15 protein-coding genes are annotated in these 18,268 nt (G+C 54.5%); 8 read left to right on the top strand and 7 right to left on the bottom strand.

Features of this window, described 5'->3' with window-relative positions:
- Positions 1–4: 4 nt before the first annotated feature.
- The 5 genes from LX66_RS25275 to LX66_RS25255 form a co-directional block, all read right to left on the bottom strand.
- Positions 5–694, bottom strand: a complete 690-nt coding sequence (locus LX66_RS25275) for an ABC transporter ATP-binding protein (protein WP_145718705.1) — start codon at positions 692–694, stop codon at positions 5–7.
- Between the two features lie 10 nt (positions 695–704).
- Entirely contained in the window at positions 705–1,967 is a 1,263-nt protein-coding gene (locus LX66_RS25270) for an ABC transporter permease (RefSeq protein ID WP_145718704.1), read from the bottom strand.
- Between the two features lie 2 nt (positions 1,968–1,969).
- Entirely contained in the window at positions 1,970–3,097 is a 1,128-nt protein-coding gene (locus LX66_RS25265; RefSeq protein ID WP_145718703.1) for an efflux RND transporter periplasmic adaptor subunit, read from the bottom strand.
- An 87-nt stretch (positions 3,098–3,184) separates the two neighbouring features.
- Entirely contained in the window at positions 3,185–5,245 is a 2,061-nt protein-coding gene (locus LX66_RS25260) for an LTA synthase family protein (protein WP_145718701.1), read from the bottom strand.
- Positions 5,246–5,327: 82 nt separating this feature from the next.
- On the bottom strand, positions 5,328–6,215 hold the full coding sequence (locus tag LX66_RS25255; RefSeq protein WP_158642760.1) for an alpha/beta hydrolase: 888 nt from the start codon (positions 6,213–6,215) through the stop codon (positions 5,328–5,330).
- Between the two features lie 146 nt (positions 6,216–6,361).
- Here LX66_RS25255 and LX66_RS25250 point away from each other — a divergent pair, with 146 nt between their 5' ends.
- Positions 6,362–7,660 (top strand): hypothetical protein, encoded by a 1,299-nt coding sequence (locus tag LX66_RS25250; RefSeq protein WP_145718697.1) that lies wholly within the window; start codon positions 6,362–6,364, stop codon positions 7,658–7,660.
- Positions 7,647–8,351 (top strand): DUF6320 domain-containing protein, encoded by a 705-nt coding sequence (locus LX66_RS25245; RefSeq protein ID WP_158642759.1) that lies wholly within the window; start codon positions 7,647–7,649, stop codon positions 8,349–8,351. Before LX66_RS25250 ends, LX66_RS25245 begins: the two co-directional genes overlap by 14 nt.
- A gap of 18 nt (positions 8,352–8,369) precedes the next feature.
- Here the strand turns inward: LX66_RS25245 and LX66_RS25240 are convergent, their stop codons facing one another.
- Complete coding sequence (locus LX66_RS25240; protein WP_145718693.1) at positions 8,370–9,296, bottom strand: AraC family transcriptional regulator; 927 nt, start codon at positions 9,294–9,296, stop codon at positions 8,370–8,372.
- Positions 9,297–9,429: 133 nt separating this feature from the next.
- Between LX66_RS25240 and LX66_RS25235 the strand changes: the two genes are divergently transcribed.
- From LX66_RS25235 to LX66_RS25215, 5 genes are all read left to right on the top strand, one after another.
- Positions 9,430–10,962 carry an aldehyde dehydrogenase family protein gene (locus LX66_RS25235; protein ID WP_145718691.1) on the top strand — a complete coding sequence of 511 codons (1,533 nt, stop codon included), beginning with the start codon at positions 9,430–9,432 and terminating at the stop codon, positions 10,960–10,962.
- Between the two features lie 102 nt (positions 10,963–11,064).
- Positions 11,065–11,448 (top strand): DUF779 domain-containing protein, encoded by a 384-nt coding sequence (locus LX66_RS25230; RefSeq protein ID WP_145718689.1) that lies wholly within the window; start codon positions 11,065–11,067, stop codon positions 11,446–11,448.
- Positions 11,449–11,465: 17 nt separating this feature from the next.
- Positions 11,466–11,711, top strand: coding sequence for a hypothetical protein (locus LX66_RS25225; protein ID WP_145718687.1), 246 nt, complete (start codon positions 11,466–11,468; stop codon positions 11,709–11,711).
- A 149-nt stretch (positions 11,712–11,860) separates the two neighbouring features.
- Complete coding sequence (locus LX66_RS25220) at positions 11,861–12,760, top strand: helix-turn-helix domain-containing protein (RefSeq protein WP_145718685.1); 900 nt, start codon at positions 11,861–11,863, stop codon at positions 12,758–12,760.
- Between the two features lie 4 nt (positions 12,761–12,764).
- Positions 12,765–13,115: a hypothetical protein gene (locus LX66_RS25215; protein ID WP_145718683.1), complete on the top strand. Its 351-nt coding sequence runs from the start codon at positions 12,765–12,767 to the stop codon at positions 13,113–13,115.
- A gap of 143 nt (positions 13,116–13,258) precedes the next feature.
- Here the strand turns inward: LX66_RS25215 and LX66_RS25210 are convergent, their stop codons facing one another.
- The gene (locus LX66_RS25210) at positions 13,259–13,630 is read right to left on the bottom strand and encodes a hypothetical protein (RefSeq protein WP_145718681.1); all 372 of its coding nucleotides are present in this window, start codon (positions 13,628–13,630) and stop codon (positions 13,259–13,261) included.
- 31 nt (positions 13,631–13,661) lie between these two features.
- Between LX66_RS25210 and LX66_RS25205 the strand changes: the two genes are divergently transcribed.
- The gene (locus tag LX66_RS25205) at positions 13,662–18,215 is read left to right on the top strand and encodes a chemotaxis protein CheB (protein WP_145718679.1); all 4,554 of its coding nucleotides are present in this window, start codon (positions 13,662–13,664) and stop codon (positions 18,213–18,215) included.
- The last annotated feature ends 53 nt before the right edge of the window (positions 18,216–18,268 follow it).

Genomic DNA, 18,268 nt, shown 5'->3' with positions numbered 1-18,268 from the left:
TACGCTACGGATGCACAGCCGGCTCCTGCAGCCGGCCGTCCACCATTTCTATGATCCGGTCGGTCCTGTTCGCAAAATCCCGGTCGTGGGTAACAATGATGATGGTATTGTCCTGCCGGGCCAGCTCCTGCAGGATATTGCTGATAATGGCGGCATTGGTGGAATCCAGGTTGCCGGTAGGCTCGTCCGCCATAATAATATCCGGGTCGTTGATCAGGGCGCGGGCAATGGCCACTCGTTGCTGCTGGCCACCGGACAGCTTCCCGGACAGCTTGTGCGCATGTTCGTGCATCTCCATTTGCCGCAGCTTTTCCATAGCGTGTGCTTCGATGGCAGGGGTATCCAGCCGGCCCAGCTTCAGCGCAGGCAGCATCACGTTCTGCAGGGCCGTGAATTCCGGCAGCAGGAAGTGGAACTGGAATACAAACCCGATATGCTCATTCCTGAACCGGGCCAGGTTTTTTTCCGGGAGGCCGGTCACCTTTACGCCATGTATATCGATCGTGCCTTCGTAGTCGGTATCCAGGGTGGACAGCAGGTATAGCAGGGTGGATTTCCCGCAGCCGGATTTTCCCATGATGGAAACAAACTCCCCTTTTTGAATGGAGAGGGACACTTCGTGCAGCACCTGGAACCTGCTGGGTTCGTAGAAGTATTTGCTAAGCTTTTCCGCTTTCAGTATAGCTTCCTGCATAATCATGTTTTTATCCGCGTAAAATGGCTACCGGGTCTATTTTCGCCGCCTTGCGGGCAGGCAGCAGGCCGGCCAGCAGGGTGGTGAGTATACCGAACAGCGCGCCGAAAATGTAAAACCAGCCCTGGAACAGCACCGGGAAATGTGTTATGATGATGAAATCATCCTGCGGGAAGGGCACGCGGGACAAGCCGTAGGACAACAGGAAGCCCAGCAGCAGCCCCGCCATGCCGCCTATCAGCCCGATGATCAGCGACTGCGACAGGAATATCTGTATGATGTCCCTGCCGGCAAACCCCTGGGCTTTCAGGATGGCGATATCTTTCATCTTGCTGATGATGACCATGTTCATAATGTTGTAGATCCCGAATCCCGCTACGATCAGCAGGGTGATGCTCACTACATAGGTCAGCGTATCCCGTATGATATTGGAGGCTTTCAAAGAGGCGTTCACGGTTTCCCAGTCCTCGGACTTGTAGCCGTATTTTTTTCCGAAAGCGGCGGCCAGGGGTACGGCCCTGTCCAGGTCTTTCAGCTTGATGCGGATGTCGGTAATGTAATCCCGGTTCTTGCCCATCAACTGCTGCATTTTGGAGAGGCTTACATAGGCCTTGTATTCATCCACGGTAGCGATCCCGAACTTGTAGGTGCCTACCACGCGGAAGCGCATCTGCGCCTTTGAAGGCGCGGTAAGTGTCACCAGGTCGCCAGGCAGCAGGTTCAGGTCTTCAGCCAGCTTGTATCCCATGATAATGCCGTTGTCGGTAGCCAGCAGGTCTTCCGGCCGCCCGCTCACCATCTTGTCCGCCAGGCCGAACAGCCGGTCCTCTTCCCGGATGTCCACGCCTTCCAGGTTGGCGGCCCATTGCACGGGTCCGTAGTGAAAGAGCGTAAGGGCGGAGAGGTAAGGAGATACTGCCACCACCTCTTCATGTTTGCGCAGGTCCGCCACAATGCCGGGCGCATTCCGCAGGTTCAGGCTGATCTGCTTGGGACGCGGGTGGTGCACGATCACCCAGTTACGGTTGCCCGCATTAAAATACCGGCCGGCGATGGAGGCCGAGTAGTCTGTTTTAAAATCGTTGTAAATATGGATATCAGGCGTGGTGGACAGCACCAGGTCCTGCAGCAGCTTGTTCACGCCTTTCATGAAGCTGATCATGAGGATGAACATGGCAATGCCGAAGGTGACGCCCAGCATGGCGATGATGGTTTGCTTCTTCCGTGAAAGGAGATGCGTTCTGGCAATGGAAAGGTTGACCTGTAAAGACATGGCTATTGGGCTTCGGGTGAAAGAAGTACCGGGGTGGTTTCCTTTACGCCGGCCAGTACTTCTACATTCTCCAGCGTGGCAATACCGGTTCGTATGCCGATCTTCCGCTTCTCCCCGTTGTGCTGTATCCAGAGGCTGTCTGCTCCCACCAGGGCCTTCCTGGGCAATACCAGCGCATTGCTTTTGCGCTGCACGATAACGTTGGCCTCAATAGAGCTGTGGATAAAGGGTTGCACCGGAGGCACCTTGAAGGCAGCATCCGCCCGGAAGGTCTGGTCCGCTTCATTCATCACAGGATAGATATGGGTGATCAGGGCTTCATGTATGGTGGTGCCGGTAACATCCATTTGCAGCAGCACCAGCTGTCCCTTTTTTACCTTGTTGATATCCTGCTGGTCTATGGCCAGGCGGATAACGCGGTGATGGTCGCCGAGGAGGGCCACTGCTTCGCTGGTATGCACGGCTTCGCCCACCTCCTTCAGGGTTTGATATACTATTCCGTCGCAGTTGCTGCGGATGAAGTATTCCTGCAGGTCCTGCCGGGCGGCTGCCAGCTGGCTCTGCGCATTGCTATGGCTCACCTGCATCTCGTTCAGCAGGGACTGGTATTGCTGGACGGCGCGTTCCTTTTCATTAAGGGATACCTGGTAAGCGCTGTAGGCGTTGTCCAGGTTGCTCCTGGTGCCGATGTCATGGCTCCAAAGGTTTTTCCAGCGGTGGTAGTTCAGGGAGTCGTTGCGGAATTTTACCTCCGCATTCTGCAGGGCCAGGCGCAGCTCGTTCAGCAGCGGGGAACGGCCGGAAAGATTGATGGCCGCTACCTGGTAACTGTTGCTGGCTGCATGGGCGCGTTCCTTTGCGGCATCGTTGCTGATCACGTACAGCAACTGTCCTTTATGTACGCTGTCGCCGTCCTTCACGAGTTTTTGCAGGATGGTGCCGTTGCAGAGCGCAAACCGGCTGTATTCATTTTCCGCCGTGATCTTGCCGGATGCGTACACCGTTTCAATGATCTCCTTCTTTTCCGGGTACACAACGGTTTCCTGCCGGCAGGAGAGAAGCATGCCGCTGAGCACAGCGCCTGTCAGCAGCCGCCCGCGGAAGGTAGTATGGTGTAATAAAGTTTTCATTTTCCAAAACTATCACACCCGGTCCGGCAGGGGAATGACGCCGGTCACACGGCCGTATGATTACTGTCAAAAGGAGAGGGCGGCTTTTCAGCGCGGGTAATAACGCTGGTAAATGGAATCCGGCAGCAGGGAGGCGCCGTCCAGCATCTGCCGGTTCTTTTTCCGGAACCGCTCAAAGCCCCTGCGCAGTTGCGCCAGCTTGTGCTTATCCTGTACCGGCTCCAGCGACATGCCGGGTTGAATGCGGTAAAGGTCGTTCCCGATCATCATGTGGTCGCCCTGGATGAAATCGATCATGTAGTGCTTGTTCTGCATCAGGGGATAGGCGTGGCGGTTGGTGAAGGTGTAGCCGGTATCCAGCCCGCTGCCTACCCAGGCAGCCAGGGAGGGTATCTGCAGCCCGTACTGGTTTTTTAGCAGCTGCAGCATGCTGGGCGCTACGTCAAAATGCGTGGAGATAGCGGAGAACCTGGCGCTGCGAAGCAGGAGGGGAGCATAAATGATCAGCGGCACATGATAGCGGTCCAGCTTGTCGCGCATGGGGATCTCCGGCATGCGGTGATCGCCGGTGATAATAAAGATGGTGTTATGGAAATCCGGGCGTTGGGCATATGTATGAAAGAAGTATTGCAGCGCATCGTCCACGTACAGGATGCTGGCATATTGCTTTTTGAAATTCCGTGCAGCAGCCCTCCGCGCCGCGGCAAATCCGGGGGCCGAGATACGTTGCTCAACCCGCGCCAGGTAGCTTTCCTGGTTATGCACCAGGAAAGGCTCGTGTGATGCTACGGTCAGCAGTACATGGCAGTAAGGTCCGGTAGCGGGCAGCGTGGAGAAGTAGAAGTGGAACAGCTCTTTGTCGCCGTACCCCCAGCAAAGCCCCTGGTTGCCTGCAGGCAGTTTGCGGTATTCCCCCGGAAAGGCGGTAATGTCAAGTATCTCGTCAATGGCATTGCGCTCCAGGAACCCGGTCATGTTGTCGAAGGTGGCGTCACCTCCGTAGTAGAAGGCGGTATGATAGCCCTGGCGCTTCAGCAGGCTGAGCATGCTCAGGTGCGGCGGCATCCGGCTGTCCAGCTCCGTAAAGCCGGTTTTGCCAAAGGGCAGGGACGCCAGCAAAACGGGCAGGGCGGCAAAGGTGCGCCCGCTCTGGCTCAGGAAATTTTCCCAGTACAGGGAATGCCGGGACAGGGAATCCAGGAAAGGCGTAAAGCTGCCCAGGTAGGCGCTCCTGCCGGAGTAAGCGCTGCCCAGCCCCTCCACGATCACCAGCACGATATTGGGCGGGCTGCTGCCTTTGCGCAGGAACGGCGACAGCACATCGGGCGTTTCATCCAGGTGCAGGAAAGGATAGCGCTCCTCATCCGGGTATTGGAACGCAGCGGTGCTCCAGGTGGCGGGATCGTTGATGTAGTCCGCCATATGGCTGTCTGTGTACAGGTCCGTATCCGCGGGGGCCGGGAAAAAATAGTCGATGCTTTGTTTGTAGAAAAACCAGGATTTATTGTTGCTCAGGCTGTTGCCGTACTCGGAGCTGTCGCTTCGCCAGGTATGGGTGATGGCCGCCAGCCCGGCCGCTTCGCAGATAATGAACAGCGCCACCAGGCCGATGCCTGTAAGCGGCCCTGTTCTTAGCCGGGGAGGCAGTTTTACCAGGCACCAGGAGGCGACTGTCACGGTGAGCAGAATAGCCGGGATAATGGGCCATTTAATACCCGCAGCACTGATGGTCTGCCAGATATCGCGGGAGGAATAGATCCAGAGGTCGGCGCCCAGCATGGTGAGCGTGGTCAGGAAGTATTCCGACAACACCAGGTGTACCCCGCAAAGGATCGCGGCGCCTGTCGTGAATAATCTCCGGGCCAGCCGCCCGCTTCCCAGCGAGATGAAGTAGTATGCCGGGTACGCCCAGGCAGCCGCCGTCAGCAGGAAGCTGATATCCTTTACAATGCCGGTCAGCCATACTTCCCACCAGGCGGTCAGCCGCCCGTGCAGCAGCCTGCCATAGGCAATTTCCATGCATCGCATAAACAGGAAAAGTAAGCATAGTACCAGGAACCAGCCGGTAAAGTCGCTGGCCGTTCTTTTTAAATGTGCAACAGATAAGGAGATATACCTGTTACTGGCTATAGAGATATATCTTGGCATAATTGGGGGAGTACCAGTTAATCAGCGGGAAGCTACATTATACCAAAAGTATTGGTTTTTCAGAACGTGAAAAAAAATTTCATCAGGAGCGTTGCAGCAGGTCAATGATCTGCTGTTTTGCTTTTTGGGATTCAGGGAAGTTCAGCAGCATCCACGCATGGAACATTTCTTTATATTCATAATAATCTATCTCTATCCCTTTTGATGCAGCCAACTGCCTTAGCTTTCTGGCATCTGCTACCAGGATGTCCCTTGAACCGGTGAAGACCGATATTTTTCCAAGTCCTTCCAGTATGCCGTTAATAGGGCTCAACAAGTAACCGGAAGGGTCCATTTCCCCGGCGTATATCCGGCCGGCTTCCTGCAAGCCGGCTATGCCTAAAAAAGGGTCGATCTTGTTGATTTCCTTTATACCAGGATTGGAGAGGGTAATGTCCAGCCAGGGCGAAAGTAAAATGATGCGGCCAGGTTGGGGAAGGCCCTCGTGCCATAACTTTTGCGCCAGAGCCAGGGCAAAGCCGCCGCCTGCAGAGTCACCCATCAGTGTCAGGTTAGCGGGGGGAACTATTTGCGTCAGTTGTTCATAAAGGGTCATGGCCATGGCGAATGATTCTTTACAGGTATGTTCTGGGGCAAGCGGGTAATCCGGGGCGGTAATAGTACAGCCCGTTCTGCGGACGAGCTCGGCCAGGAAGGTCCAGTGAAATATTACAAAATTATTTACATAAGCCCCTCCATGCAAATAAAGGATGTGCCTGCCGCTGTCTTTCCTGTTCCGGGGGCTCAGTGTAAAAACATTATTGTCATTGATCCGGCTTTTACGCACCAGGCAGTGCCTGTGTATACGGGCTGGCGGCGTCGGACAGTTGAAAAGGCCCTGGTTGCCGGCGGCAAGCTGTTTCCTGAGAAAATCTTTTTTATTGATCAGTTTTAGCAGGGCATTCAATAACTTACTCTGGATACTGGCCACAAAAAAACGTTTGATGATGAATTACAAAAGGTACGCACAATAAACCGGTAATGATCACAAAGAATTGTTATAACAGGCCGGGCAGGTGGCTTAAAATTTGTGCTTCGCCACTTGATTATTAGATTATTAGCCATAACCCGGAAAAAATGCAGGATAAGAATGATTTCTGGCTCCGGTTGGATAATGCGGCCAAAATTTACCCGGCTATAAAAGACCGGGAGCTTACTGCCGTATTCCGGGTAGGGGTGCAGCTAAAAGAAAGGATAAAAGCCAGATCATTACTAAAAGCCGTTCACAGCATCGAAGAGCGGTTCCCTTATTACAAAGTGAAGCTGAAAGCAGGCTTTTTCTGGTACTACCTGGAACCGGAGGACCAGCCGGTTATCGTCATGGCGGACCAGGGTCTGCCCTGCCGGGCATTTGGTAAGGAGGAGCTGATGTTCAGGGTGCTGGTGAAGGAAAATACGATCAGCGTTGAATTTTCTCATATCCTTACGGACGGCACCGGCGCTTTGGAATTTCTGAAAACCCTGTTGCTGGCTTACCTGGAACAATGCGGGCTGCAGCCCCCTGCCGGCCTGCCGTTTCTGCATCCGGGCGCATCGCCCCTGGCAGAAGAGCACGAGGACGCCTATAACCGTTATTTTAAAAAAATAGATATCCGCCCTCCCCGTATACCGAAGGCATTCCACATCCCGTTCCGCTTAAGGAAAGTGCCGAGACTGGATGTGCTGACTGCCATTATACCAACGGCGGATATTATAAAGCAGGCAAAGGCACAGGGGGTAAGCCTTACTGAATACCTGGTCGCTGTGTACCTCTACTCGTTGCAGCAAGTGTATGAACAGCAAACGCCCCTCAGGAAAAGGGCTGCCCGAAAGATATTGCGTATAGAAGTGCCGGTTAATCTCCGCAGGATGTTCCCCTCCCGTACCATGCGGAACTTCTCGCTGTATGTAATGCCGGGTATTGACCTGCGCCTGGGCCATTATTCCTTTGAAGAGATCGTAAAAACGGTTTTCCACCAGATGCAGCTTGAAACAGAAAGTAAGCTTATCCGCAAAATGATTTCGCGGAATGTAGGCGGGGAAAAAAATCCCTTTGTAAGGAGGGTGCCGCTTTTTATTAAATCATTCATCCTGTCCCGGCTCTATACCCTGGGAACCAGGCAGTACAGCGGGGTAGTGACCAACCTGGGGAAAATAGACCTGGGCCCGGAAATAAACAGGATGATCGATCTATTCCTGTTTATACCGCCCCCGCCTAATGACATACTGAAGGTGAACTGCGCGGTGGCCGGGTTTGATAATAAACTGGCGCTGACCTTTGCCAACGTCACCAGCTCTAAAGCGCTGGAGAGGCAGTTCTTTACCTTTTTAACGGCGCAGGGTATTCCTGTCAGGATAGTGAAGCAATATAAACCAGATGCCCATGAACATTTGTAACAATTGCGGTGTAGAACTGGAAGATGATATGCAGTACTGCCCTCTTTGCGGGGAGCCGGTTGCCGGCGTTGGCAATGAAAAAAGGCCTGCAATCCCTGAACGGGAGATATTCGATTATCCCGGGAAGATGACGCCACCCCAGAAAAAATTTACCTGGGAGATCATTTCTATCATCCTGCTTTCCGGCACTGTTGCAACGTCTATCATTGACTTTATCATCACCCGGGGCGTCTCCTGGTCCGAATACCCGGTAGCTATCAGCGTTACTATTTTCTTCTACATCTCTTTATTTGCATTCTGGGAGCAAAGAACCGTTATGCAAATGGCAGGCGGCCTTATACTGTCTGCCTGTTTCCTGGTTGGCATTGATGCGCTTACAGGTGGCATCGGCTGGTCCGTTCAACTGGGGATACCGCTGCTTTTTGCGGCCAATGTAGTAGTGGCTGGTCTGCTCGCCGTTATCCGCCGGTCAAAGCATAAAGGCATCAATCTTATTGCCTGGGCTTTTCTGGCCGCTGCTTTGCTATGCATAGGTATAGAAGGCATATTGTCTTTTGCTGCAACAGGCGCTTTTCATTTCGGCTGGAGTATTATTGCAGCCGGCTGCGTTGTTCCGGTTGTGCTGGCGCTGCTATTCGTGCATTTCCGGCTTAGGAAAGGCCGCAGCCTGCAGAAAACATTTCATATTTAGGAAAGGCAGGGGAGCCACTTACCGGGCTATGCTGGAGAGGTAGGCGCCGGGGGTAATGCCCTCTATTTTCTTGAATACGCGGGTGAAGTAGTTTACATCATTAAAGCCGCACTGGATGCTGACGGAACGGATATCATGGCGCGCATCGGCCAGCAGGTGCTTGGCCAGCTTTACCCGTTCGGCATTGATATACTCCAGCGGGCTGATACCGCTTTGTTCCCGGAACCATTTGAAGAAAACGTTGCGGCTCAGGTAGGCCTTGCGACAGAGGGCGTCTATGGCTATTTTTTCGGAAAGGTGCTCATGAATGTAGTGCAGCACGGCATGGAAGCGGGTCTGGTTGCTGTCATGGCTGCTTTCCAAGGCTGTCTGCTGCAGGCGCTGGGTTTGTATGAGCCGTATGAGCAGCTCTTTCAGCGAGAGGTCCGCAAAGATGTTCTTGGACTTGTCGGCGCTGCTGCATACACGGATGATCTTGTTGATCAGATCGGAAATTTCCGTGTCATTGGAAAAGTGGTAGCGTGTGAAATGTAGTTGCCAGGCGCTGTCCCCGCTGCGGTGGTCGTTGTAATAATCATTCAGGTAACGGATGGTTTCCTCCACGTAGGAGGCGTCTACCGTCAGCGCGATACACTGCGTGGGATTTTGCGGGGTGGCCTCCGGGAAGTCAATGCGCATGGTCTCGTTGGCCGGGAGTATAACAGACTCGCCGGGCAGGTAGTCAAAAGCCGGGTCGTCGAACAGGTGCATTACTTTCCTGCCCCGGATCATGCTGGTGATCACAAAATCATTAAAGGTGAGCGGCACCTGGTAAGCCTGCTGGTAGCTTTCGAAAATATTCAGCTCGCAGTGCTTTAAGTTGAAGATACGCCGGTTCTCTACCAGTGTCTGGAGACTCCCCGGATGCGCCAGGGCTACCTTGTGGAGCGAGTGTTTGGTTGGCACTGTTAATTGTTAATTAAAAGTACGGAAAATCCGGGTACAATCGTGCTATAAAAAAGTACAATCGTGAGGCGTCGTTGCCCTTTTTTTACTGAAAATTAGCAGGCATAATTGTTTCATCTAAAATCCTAGCGTTATGAGTACAAAAACTGCTGCAGCTCCCGCCGCCGATATTGCGGCACGTCCTGCTTTCAAAGAAAAATACGATCACTACATAGGAGGGAAATGGGTGGCCCCGGAGAGCGGCGCCTACTTTGACAATATTTCCCCCATCGATGGCAAGGTGATCACCCAGGCGGCCCGCGGTAATGCCCGGGATATTGAAAAGGCGGTGGACGCCGCCACCGCTGCTTTTCCGGCCTGGAGCCGCACCTCTGCCGCCCAGCGCAGCAACCTGCTGCTGAAAATAGCCCAGGTAGTGGAAGATAACCTGGAGTACCTGGCCATCGTAGAGACCATTGACAACGGGAAAGCCATCCGCGAAACAAGAGCGGCCGACCTGCCGCTGGTGATCGATCACTTCCGCTATTTTGCCGGCGTGATCCGCAGCGAGGAAGGCACCGTTTCCGAGCTGGATGACACCACCGTCAGCCTTAACCTGCACGAGCCCATCGGCGTGGTAGGCCAGATCATTCCCTGGAACTTCCCGCTGCTGATGGCTACCTGGAAAATAGCACCGGCACTGGCCGCCGGCTGCTGCGTGGTGGTAAAGCCCGCCGAGCAAACACCTACGAGCATCATGTGCCTGCTGGAGCTGATAGACGGCATACTGCCGCCCGGCGTACTGAACGTGGTGACCGGTTTCGGGCCGGAGGCCGGCAAGCCCCTGGCGCAATCGCCCCGGGTGCAGAAAGTGGCCTTTACCGGTGAAACCACTACCGGCCGCCTGATCATGCAATATGCTTCCGAAAACCTGATACCGGTTACCATGGAGCTGGGCGGTAAAAGCCCCAACATCTTCTTTGCTTCCGTGATGGATGCAGATGACGAGTTCCTGGACAAGGCCGTGGAAGGCGCCGTAATGTTTGCGCTGAACCAGGGCGAAGTATGCACCTGCCCCAGCCGCATACTGGTGCAGGAAAGCATCTATAAACCCTTCATGGACCGGGTGATACAGCGTACCAAGGCCATCAAGATGGGCAACCCGCTGGACGGTTCCGTGATGATGGGCGCACAGGCTTCCGAAGACCAGTACAACAAGATCCTCAGCTACCTGGCCATCGGCAAGGAGGAAGGCGCGCAGGTGCTCGCAGGAGGAGAGGCTTTCCACCAGAACAGCGGCCTGGAGCACGGCTTCTACATCAAGCCCACCATTCTTAAAGGCCATAATAAAATGCGGGTGTTCCAGGAAGAGATATTCGGCCCGGTGACCTGTGTTACTACTTTTAAGACCGTGGACGAAGCGATTGATATTGCCAATGACACCCTGTACGGGCTGGGCGCCGGTGTATGGACCCGCGATGCCCACGAACTGTACCAGGTGCCCAGGGCTATCAAGGCCGGTCGTGTATGGGTGAACTGCTACCATGCCTACCCCGCGCATGCGCCCTTTGGCGGCTACAAGAAGTCCGGTTTTGGCAGGGAAACCCACAAAATGATGCTGAACCATTACCGGCAGACCAAGAACATGTTAATATCGTATAGTAAAAGCAAGCTGGGATTTTTCTAAGTGAAGTGAGCAAAATGTGCATGTGGGGAACGGCAACGCTGAAGTTGCTGTTCCCCTTTAATTAACAATTAAGAATTAAAAATTATTAATTAAAACGGTGCAATGGAAGTCCCCCGCATTATCGCCACAGAAAAGGCCCTGGACCTGGTAGCGCAACTGAAGGAGCTGCACGGCCCGCTGATGTTCCACCAGAGCGGCGGCTGCTGCGACGGCTCACAGCCCATGTGCTTTGTCGCCGGGGAGTTTAAGACCGGTAACAGTGATATATGCCTGGGCGAAGTGGCCGGTTGCAAATTCTACATGAGCAGCGACCAGTTCGAATACTGGAAGCATACCCAGTTGATACTGGACGTAACGCCCGGCAGGGGCAGCAGCTTTTCACTGGAAATACCGCTGGGGGTACGGTTCCTGCTCCGCTCCCGGGTGTTTACAGACGAGGAAGTGGCGGCGCTGAATACTGCACGGAATTTGCAGCAAAAGCAGTAACCAAGCCGGTACCAGTTATGGATAAAGTAAAACTGTCTGCAAACGTCATTGAAGACCTGAAGGCAAAAGCATTCAAATCCGTTATTATACAGGGGGCCACCAATCCTGCCGAGGTGAAGGATAACCCCGAAAGCCGCCTGATGGCCAGCAAGGAGCCCGCGCCGGACGAGCGTATCACCGCCCATGGCTTCCACATCGCAATAGACGACCCCGCTTTGCTGGAGGTATGCCAAAATGCCACCGTATTTATTGAAATACCGTAAACTGCCTCCCGGCAATGTTTGAATTTTACAAGTTTACGTTTGATTCAGACAAACGGGATGCCCTGTTTTTGCTTTATTTTTGTAATAAATAACAGGTAGTATCCTACATCATACTTCCTGCCTCCTGCTTCATATATCATACATCACTCATGGCAAAGACAGAAACGATCGAAGATTTTTACCGGCAGAAGCTCAACTGGATGCCGGACAACCTCCAGAAGGACATCGGCCATTTCAATGTATTCCGGTTGGAGGATTGCGTAGGGCATGGCAAAACACCGGTCCAGTATACCCGGCGTGATTATTACAAGGTAGCCCTGATGAGGGGGAAGCATATCTATCACTATGCAGACAAGAGCCTGGAAGTATCCGGCACCACGCTGATATTTTTCAATCCCAGCGTGCCGTACACTTTCCAGCCACTAACGGAGGAGCCCAGCGGTTACTTCTGCATATTCAAGGATGCTTTCTTTACCGAGCGGCTGAAAGGCGGTATCCGCGACCTGCCCATGTTCATGCCTGGCCACAAGCCTACCTATGTGCTGAACAAGACGCAGGACAAATACGTAAGCCGGATCTTTGACAAGATGCTGGAAGAAATGGGATCGGACTATGTGTATAAGTACGACCTGATCCGCAATTACATTATGGAGATGATCCATTACGCGCTGAAGATGCAGCCTTCGGAAAAGCTGTACCAGCACGCGGATGCCAATACCCGCATCACCTCCGTCTTTACCGAGCTGCTGGAACGGCAGTTCCCCATTGAGTCGCCCTCGCAGCGCTTTACCCTACGCTCTGCCCGTGATTTTGCTGAGCAACTGGCCCTGCATGTAAATCACCTGAACCGCGCTATCCGGCTCACTACGGGCAAAACGACCACGGAGCATATTTTTGAACGGCTCACCAGCGAGGCCAAAGCGCTGCTGAAGCATACAGACTGGAATATCTCCGAGATCAGCTATTGCCTGGGGTTCGAGGAACCGGCGCATTTCAACCATTTCTTTAAGAAGCAGACCAGCCTTACGCCTTCTGCTTTCAGGAATTAGGGTCATGTTGATCATAATTTCCACAGCAGACCTGTATATCATCGGTCATTTTCCCCGGCAGGACGGGACGGCAGGATGGATCTGTTTCTTTCGCAAGGATTTCCTGCCTGCCAGTACCCGGCGCCACATCAGCCGGTTGCCCGTATTCACGCCCGGCGCCGGCGGCTCCCTGTACTTCCTGGATGAGCGCCAGAACCAGGACGTAGGCAGCATTTTCCGGAAAATAAAGGAAGAAAAAGGTTCCGGCTACATATTTTCAGACGACCTGCAGCGTACCTACCTGGTAGAGCTGGTACATTTTATTACGCGGTTGCACCAGCAACATTTCCCTTCCATACTGGCCTCCTCCAACTGATCCTTTCGCCTGGCGGGCTTAGCCATAACAGTTCCGGCGGTACTAATTATCCTGGCCTGCTTTTTACATGCTAATCCATTAAACGGGTCGCTTGTGGCGGACACCAGTGTTATAATGCCGCCTTGTGCGGCCGCTTACCCATTTCACCAGTCCAATGTTATACAGTCCTGCGGTGTGCCCCTGCTGCCGGTAGGGATGCCGGTATAGCCGTGCAGGTTAGTGCGCATGCGCAGGCGGCCGGCAGTGTGGAAAATGTGTGCTGGCTGGTACAGGTTGTGGAAGAAGGTCTCGTCATTGAAGCGGGGCTGCTGCCCTACCACTTCCTGCCGGGCGGGCGCATTGACAGGTACCAACAGACCAGGCTGCTGAAGGCAGTACATCAACCTCAGCGGCAGCATGGACGAGGTCTGCAGGAGCACGGCCGGAAGCCGGAAGAACGGGCCGGTTGTGACAAGGTGGTGACCTGCCGTTTTGATGCCGGTGGAATGGCACAGTGTTGGTATTTTCCAGACCATTTCTTTGCCGCATGGCGGCTAAACCAGTAATATGTTCCTCTTAAAGCATAATACATTACAGCAAGACGATAACTACATAGTAGGCGTCGGGGCTTCGGCAGGCGGTCTCGAAGCTATTAACGAATTCTTTGACCATATCCCGGACAACGGGCATATGTCCTTTATTGTGGTGCAACACCTTTCCTCCGATTACAAAAGCCTGCTGGTAGAACTGCTGGCCAAGCATACCCACATGCCCGTGGAAGAAGCCCGCCACCGGCAGCAGGTAGAGGCCGGAAAGGTGTATGTGATCCCCAATAACAAGGAGCTGACGGTGCACAACGGCCTGCTGGTGCTGAAGAAAAAGGGCGCGGACAAAGGGCCTAACACAGCCATAGACACCCTGTTCCAGTCCCTGGCCAGGGACCAGCGCAACTATGCCGTTGCCGTGTTGCTGAGCGGCACGGGTACAGACGGCACCCGGGGCATTGCGGCCATTAAAAGCTATGGCGGCTTTGTGCTGGTGCAGGCCCCGGATACCGCCAGGTTCGACGGGATGCCCAAAAGCGCCATTGAGTCCGGCTATGCAGACCTGGTAGTGCCGCCGGCGGAAATGTACAACCAGATCGGGAATTATATTGACGGCATATTGCCATTGGAAACACCGCAATCCCGCCAGCACAATGAATTTATACAAAGCATACTCACCACCGTTTATAAAAAGACCGGCTATGATTTCCTGCAGTACAAGCAGCCTACCATCCTGCGCCGCATTGCCCGCCGCATGCAGGTAGTGAGGCAGGACAGCGTGAACGGGTATGAGCAGTTCATAAAGGCCAACGAGGAAGAACCGGGCCTGCTGGCAAAGGAATTCTTCATAGGGGTGACGGGCTTTTTCCGGGACAAGGATGCTTTTACCACCCTGTACCGCGAAGTGATCCTGAAGTTGGTGGAGAGCAAGGAGAACCATGAAACGCTGAAGGTGTGGGTGACCGCCTGCAGCACGGGGCAGGAGGCCTATACCATGGCCATACTGGTAGATATGGCGCAGCAGCAGTTGGACAAGCTGCTGGATGTAAAGATCTTTGCCACGGATATCGACAGGACCGCTATTGAAACCGCCGCTAAAGGAAAGTACCCGTACAACCAGTTGCTGGGGCTGGAGCCTAAAGTGCTGAAGGGGTATTTCACTGAGGTGGAAGACGGCATGTGCATCATACCGCGTATCCGCAAGCAGGTGGTATTTGCCGCCCACGATATTTTAAAGGACCCGCCCTTTATCCGCAATGACCTGGTTTCCTGCCGCAACCTGCTGATCTACCTGAACCCGCCTTTGCAGGAGAACGTGCTGGCCACGCTCAGCTTTGCATTGAACCCCGGTGGTTTCCTTTTCCTGGGCACCAGTGAGAACCCGGCTCCCTTAAGACGGGGTTTTGAAGAGGTAGATGATAAATGGAAGATATACCGCCGCACTGCCGACCTGCATGGATATACGCGCAAAACAGGCGCCACCCGCAGCAAAGCTGCTGTCATAGCGCCGCAGCCACTGAAGTCCCGGATAGATACCATGCTGGCGGAGGATTTCCGCAAAGTGCTGGCAGAGAGGCTGGGCTATGCTGCTATTTATATCAATGAGAACTACGAGATAAAGGAGGCGCTGGGCAATTTCCGGAAATACCTTTCCCTGCCGGACAAGCTCAGTACCCTGCAGTTCCTTAAAATGGCGCCGCCGGAGCTGTCCGGCGTGTTAAGTACCGTGCTGCGGAAATGTATCCGGGACCAGAAAAGCCAGGAAGCAAGGCACATAAAGGTACGGGCAGGCGAAATGCAACAGTTGGTGGACGTTTTCGTATATCCGCCACGGGAAACTGCCCACGGAGGTCACCTCCTGGTGGTGCTGGCAGACAGCATCGCAGAGGCGGAGCATGTGCCCGTCAGGCTGGAAGACGACAGCCTCCTGCATAAGGACCAGTACGTGCAGCAACTGGAGGATGAGCTGCGGGAAACCCGGTCCAATCTCCAGATGGCGGTGGAAGGGCTGGAAACCGCCAACGAAGAGCTGCAGAGCTCCAACGAGGAACTGCAGTCGGCCAACGAAGAGCTGCAAAGCTCCAACGAGGAGCTCCAGTCCCTGAACGAAGAGCTGCATACCCTGAACACCGAGCACCAGCTCAGGATACGGGAGCTGGTAGAGCTGAATGACGATATCAGCAACTACCTGCAAAGCTCCCTGATCGGGCAGATCTTCCTGGACCAGCACCTGCGCATACGCCGGTTCAACAAGGCGGCAACGGCGGTGATCAATATCATTGAAAGCGACATTGGCCGCCCCATAGAGCATATCACCCATCATATCCGGGCCAGCACCTTCTCCGAGGATATCCGGAAGGTGAACAGGACCGGCGCTGTGATAGAACGGGAAATTGAGCTGAGCAACGGGGCGGTTTGCCTCATCCGCATCCTGCCTTACATCCGCCAGGACAAGGTGCGCGACGGCCTGGTGATCACGCTGGTGGACGTATCCGCCACCAAGAACCTTAACAGCCTGGTAAAAAGCGTGTTCGACGCCAGCTCCAACCCCATTTTTGTATTTGAGACCGTGCGGAAGGAAGGGCAGATACTGGATTTTACCTGCACGCTGGCCAACTATACCGCCTACCGTATCATGGGTAAAGGCGTGCACGAAGGGCCGCTTTCGCTGAAGCAGGACCTGCCGGAGCTGGCCGGCGGCAGCCTGTTCCGCAAATACAGTGAGGTGGTGGGAACGGGCAACCCGGCTTCCGTGGAGATCCACTTCAGCCGGAACGGGACCAGGTACTGGTTCCAGGCCGGCATCAGCAAAAAGCAGGATGGCTTTGCCCTGTTGCTGTCTGATATTTCCAAGCGCAAGGAGGCGGAAGAGCGGCTGCGTAAAAGCTACAATGAGCTGCTGGCCGCCAAGGAATCGCTCCGGGAGCTGAATGACCAGTTGGAACAAAAGATCCGCGAACGTACCCGTGACCTGGAAGTGAGCGAAGAGCGCTTCCGGCTGGTAGCCTCGCTCACCAACGATGTGATATGGGACTGGCATTTTGCCGGCAACACGCTCTGGTGGAGTGAGAGCTATTATGAGCTTTTCGGCTTTTCCGGCGAGGACGAGGAGGTGCGCAGGCATGCTTTCCGGCTGCAGCATATCCACCCGGAAGACCTGCCGCGCGTGGAGGCCGCATTCCATTCCGTACTGCAGGGGGGCGACCCGGAATTTAAAGTGGCCTACCGCTACCGGAAGCATGACGGGGAGTATGCGCATGTGCTGGACAGGGGCACCCTGCTGACAGATGAGCAGGGCAGGCCTTACCGCATGATAGGCGCCATGGTGGATGTGACCAGCCTGGAAAAAAGCAGCCAGCAGCTTGAGCACACCAACGCCGAACTGCAGTCGCTGATACAGCAGTTCCGTTTCGTGACCGACTTCATCCCGCAAATGGTCTGGTCTGTGCGCCCGGATGGTTACGTGGACTTCTATAACCGGCAGTGGTACGAATATACCGGCCTGGATTATGAACGGTCCAAAGGCCAGGGCTGGGTGTCGGTGCTGCACCCGGAGGATGCGCCGCATGCCCTGCAATACTGGGAGCGCTGCCGGCTCACCGGGGAGACCTATGCCGTGGAATACCGCCTGCGCAGGCATGACGGCGTTTACCGCTGGTTCCTGAGCCGGGCGCAGCCCATGCACGGTGAGCAGGGCCACGTCATTAAATGGTTCGGCTCCTGTACCGATATCCATGACCAGAAAATAGCGGAAAGGCTGCTGGAAGAGAAAGTGCAGGAAAGAACACGGGAGCTGAAGCTGCTGAACAAACGGCTGGAGGCCAGCAATACGGACCTGATGCAGTTTGCCTCCGTGGCCTCGCATGACCTGAAGGAACCGCTGCGGAAGATACACCTGTTCAGCGGCCTGCTGAAAGACCAGTTCCAGCAGGAGGTAAAGGGCGGCGCCGCCTCTTATATAGACCGCATCATCGGCGCCTCAGCCCGGGCCACCAACCTGATAAACGATGTGCTGTCCTACTCCCGGCTGTCCAGCGACAACCTGTTTGAACAGGTGAACCTGGGCCAGGTGCTGCGCGATATCCTGCAGGACCTGGAGCTGGTGATCAATGAAAGCCAGGCGCAGATACAGGCCGGCAACCTGCCGGTGATCCATGCCGTACCGGGGCAGATGCGGCAGTTGTTCCAGAATATTATCACCAATTCCCTGAAATTCCATAAGCCCGGGGAGCCGCCCGTTATTACCATCACCTGCGAACTGCTGGGCAAGCCGGACAGCTACCCGGAGCTGAAGGACACCAAAGGCCATCTCTTTGAGATACGTATAAAGGACCAGGGTATTGGTTTTGACGGGAAATACGCCAAGAAGATATTCTCGCTTTTCCAGCGGCTGAACAGCAAGGAGCAATACGAGGGCACGGGTATAGGGCTGGCCATTGCCAACAAGATCGTGGAAAGGCATCACGGGCTTATCATTGCCGATGGCAGGGAGAACGAAGGCGCGGAATTCATCATTGTGCTGCCGGCAGAGCAGCCCAGGCAGCCGGATACGCCGGCCGGCGTATCGTTTATATAGGGGGGATGCGCCCGTATATAAGCCGTCTCTAAAAGACACCGGTTATCTACCAG

This window comes from Chitinophaga japonensis (assembly GCF_007830125.1).
Lineage (GTDB): Bacteria > Bacteroidota > Bacteroidia > Chitinophagales > Chitinophagaceae > Chitinophaga > Chitinophaga japonensis.
The sequence above is the reverse complement of the archived record's forward strand: the minus strand, read 5'-3'. Positions and strand labels throughout refer to the sequence as shown.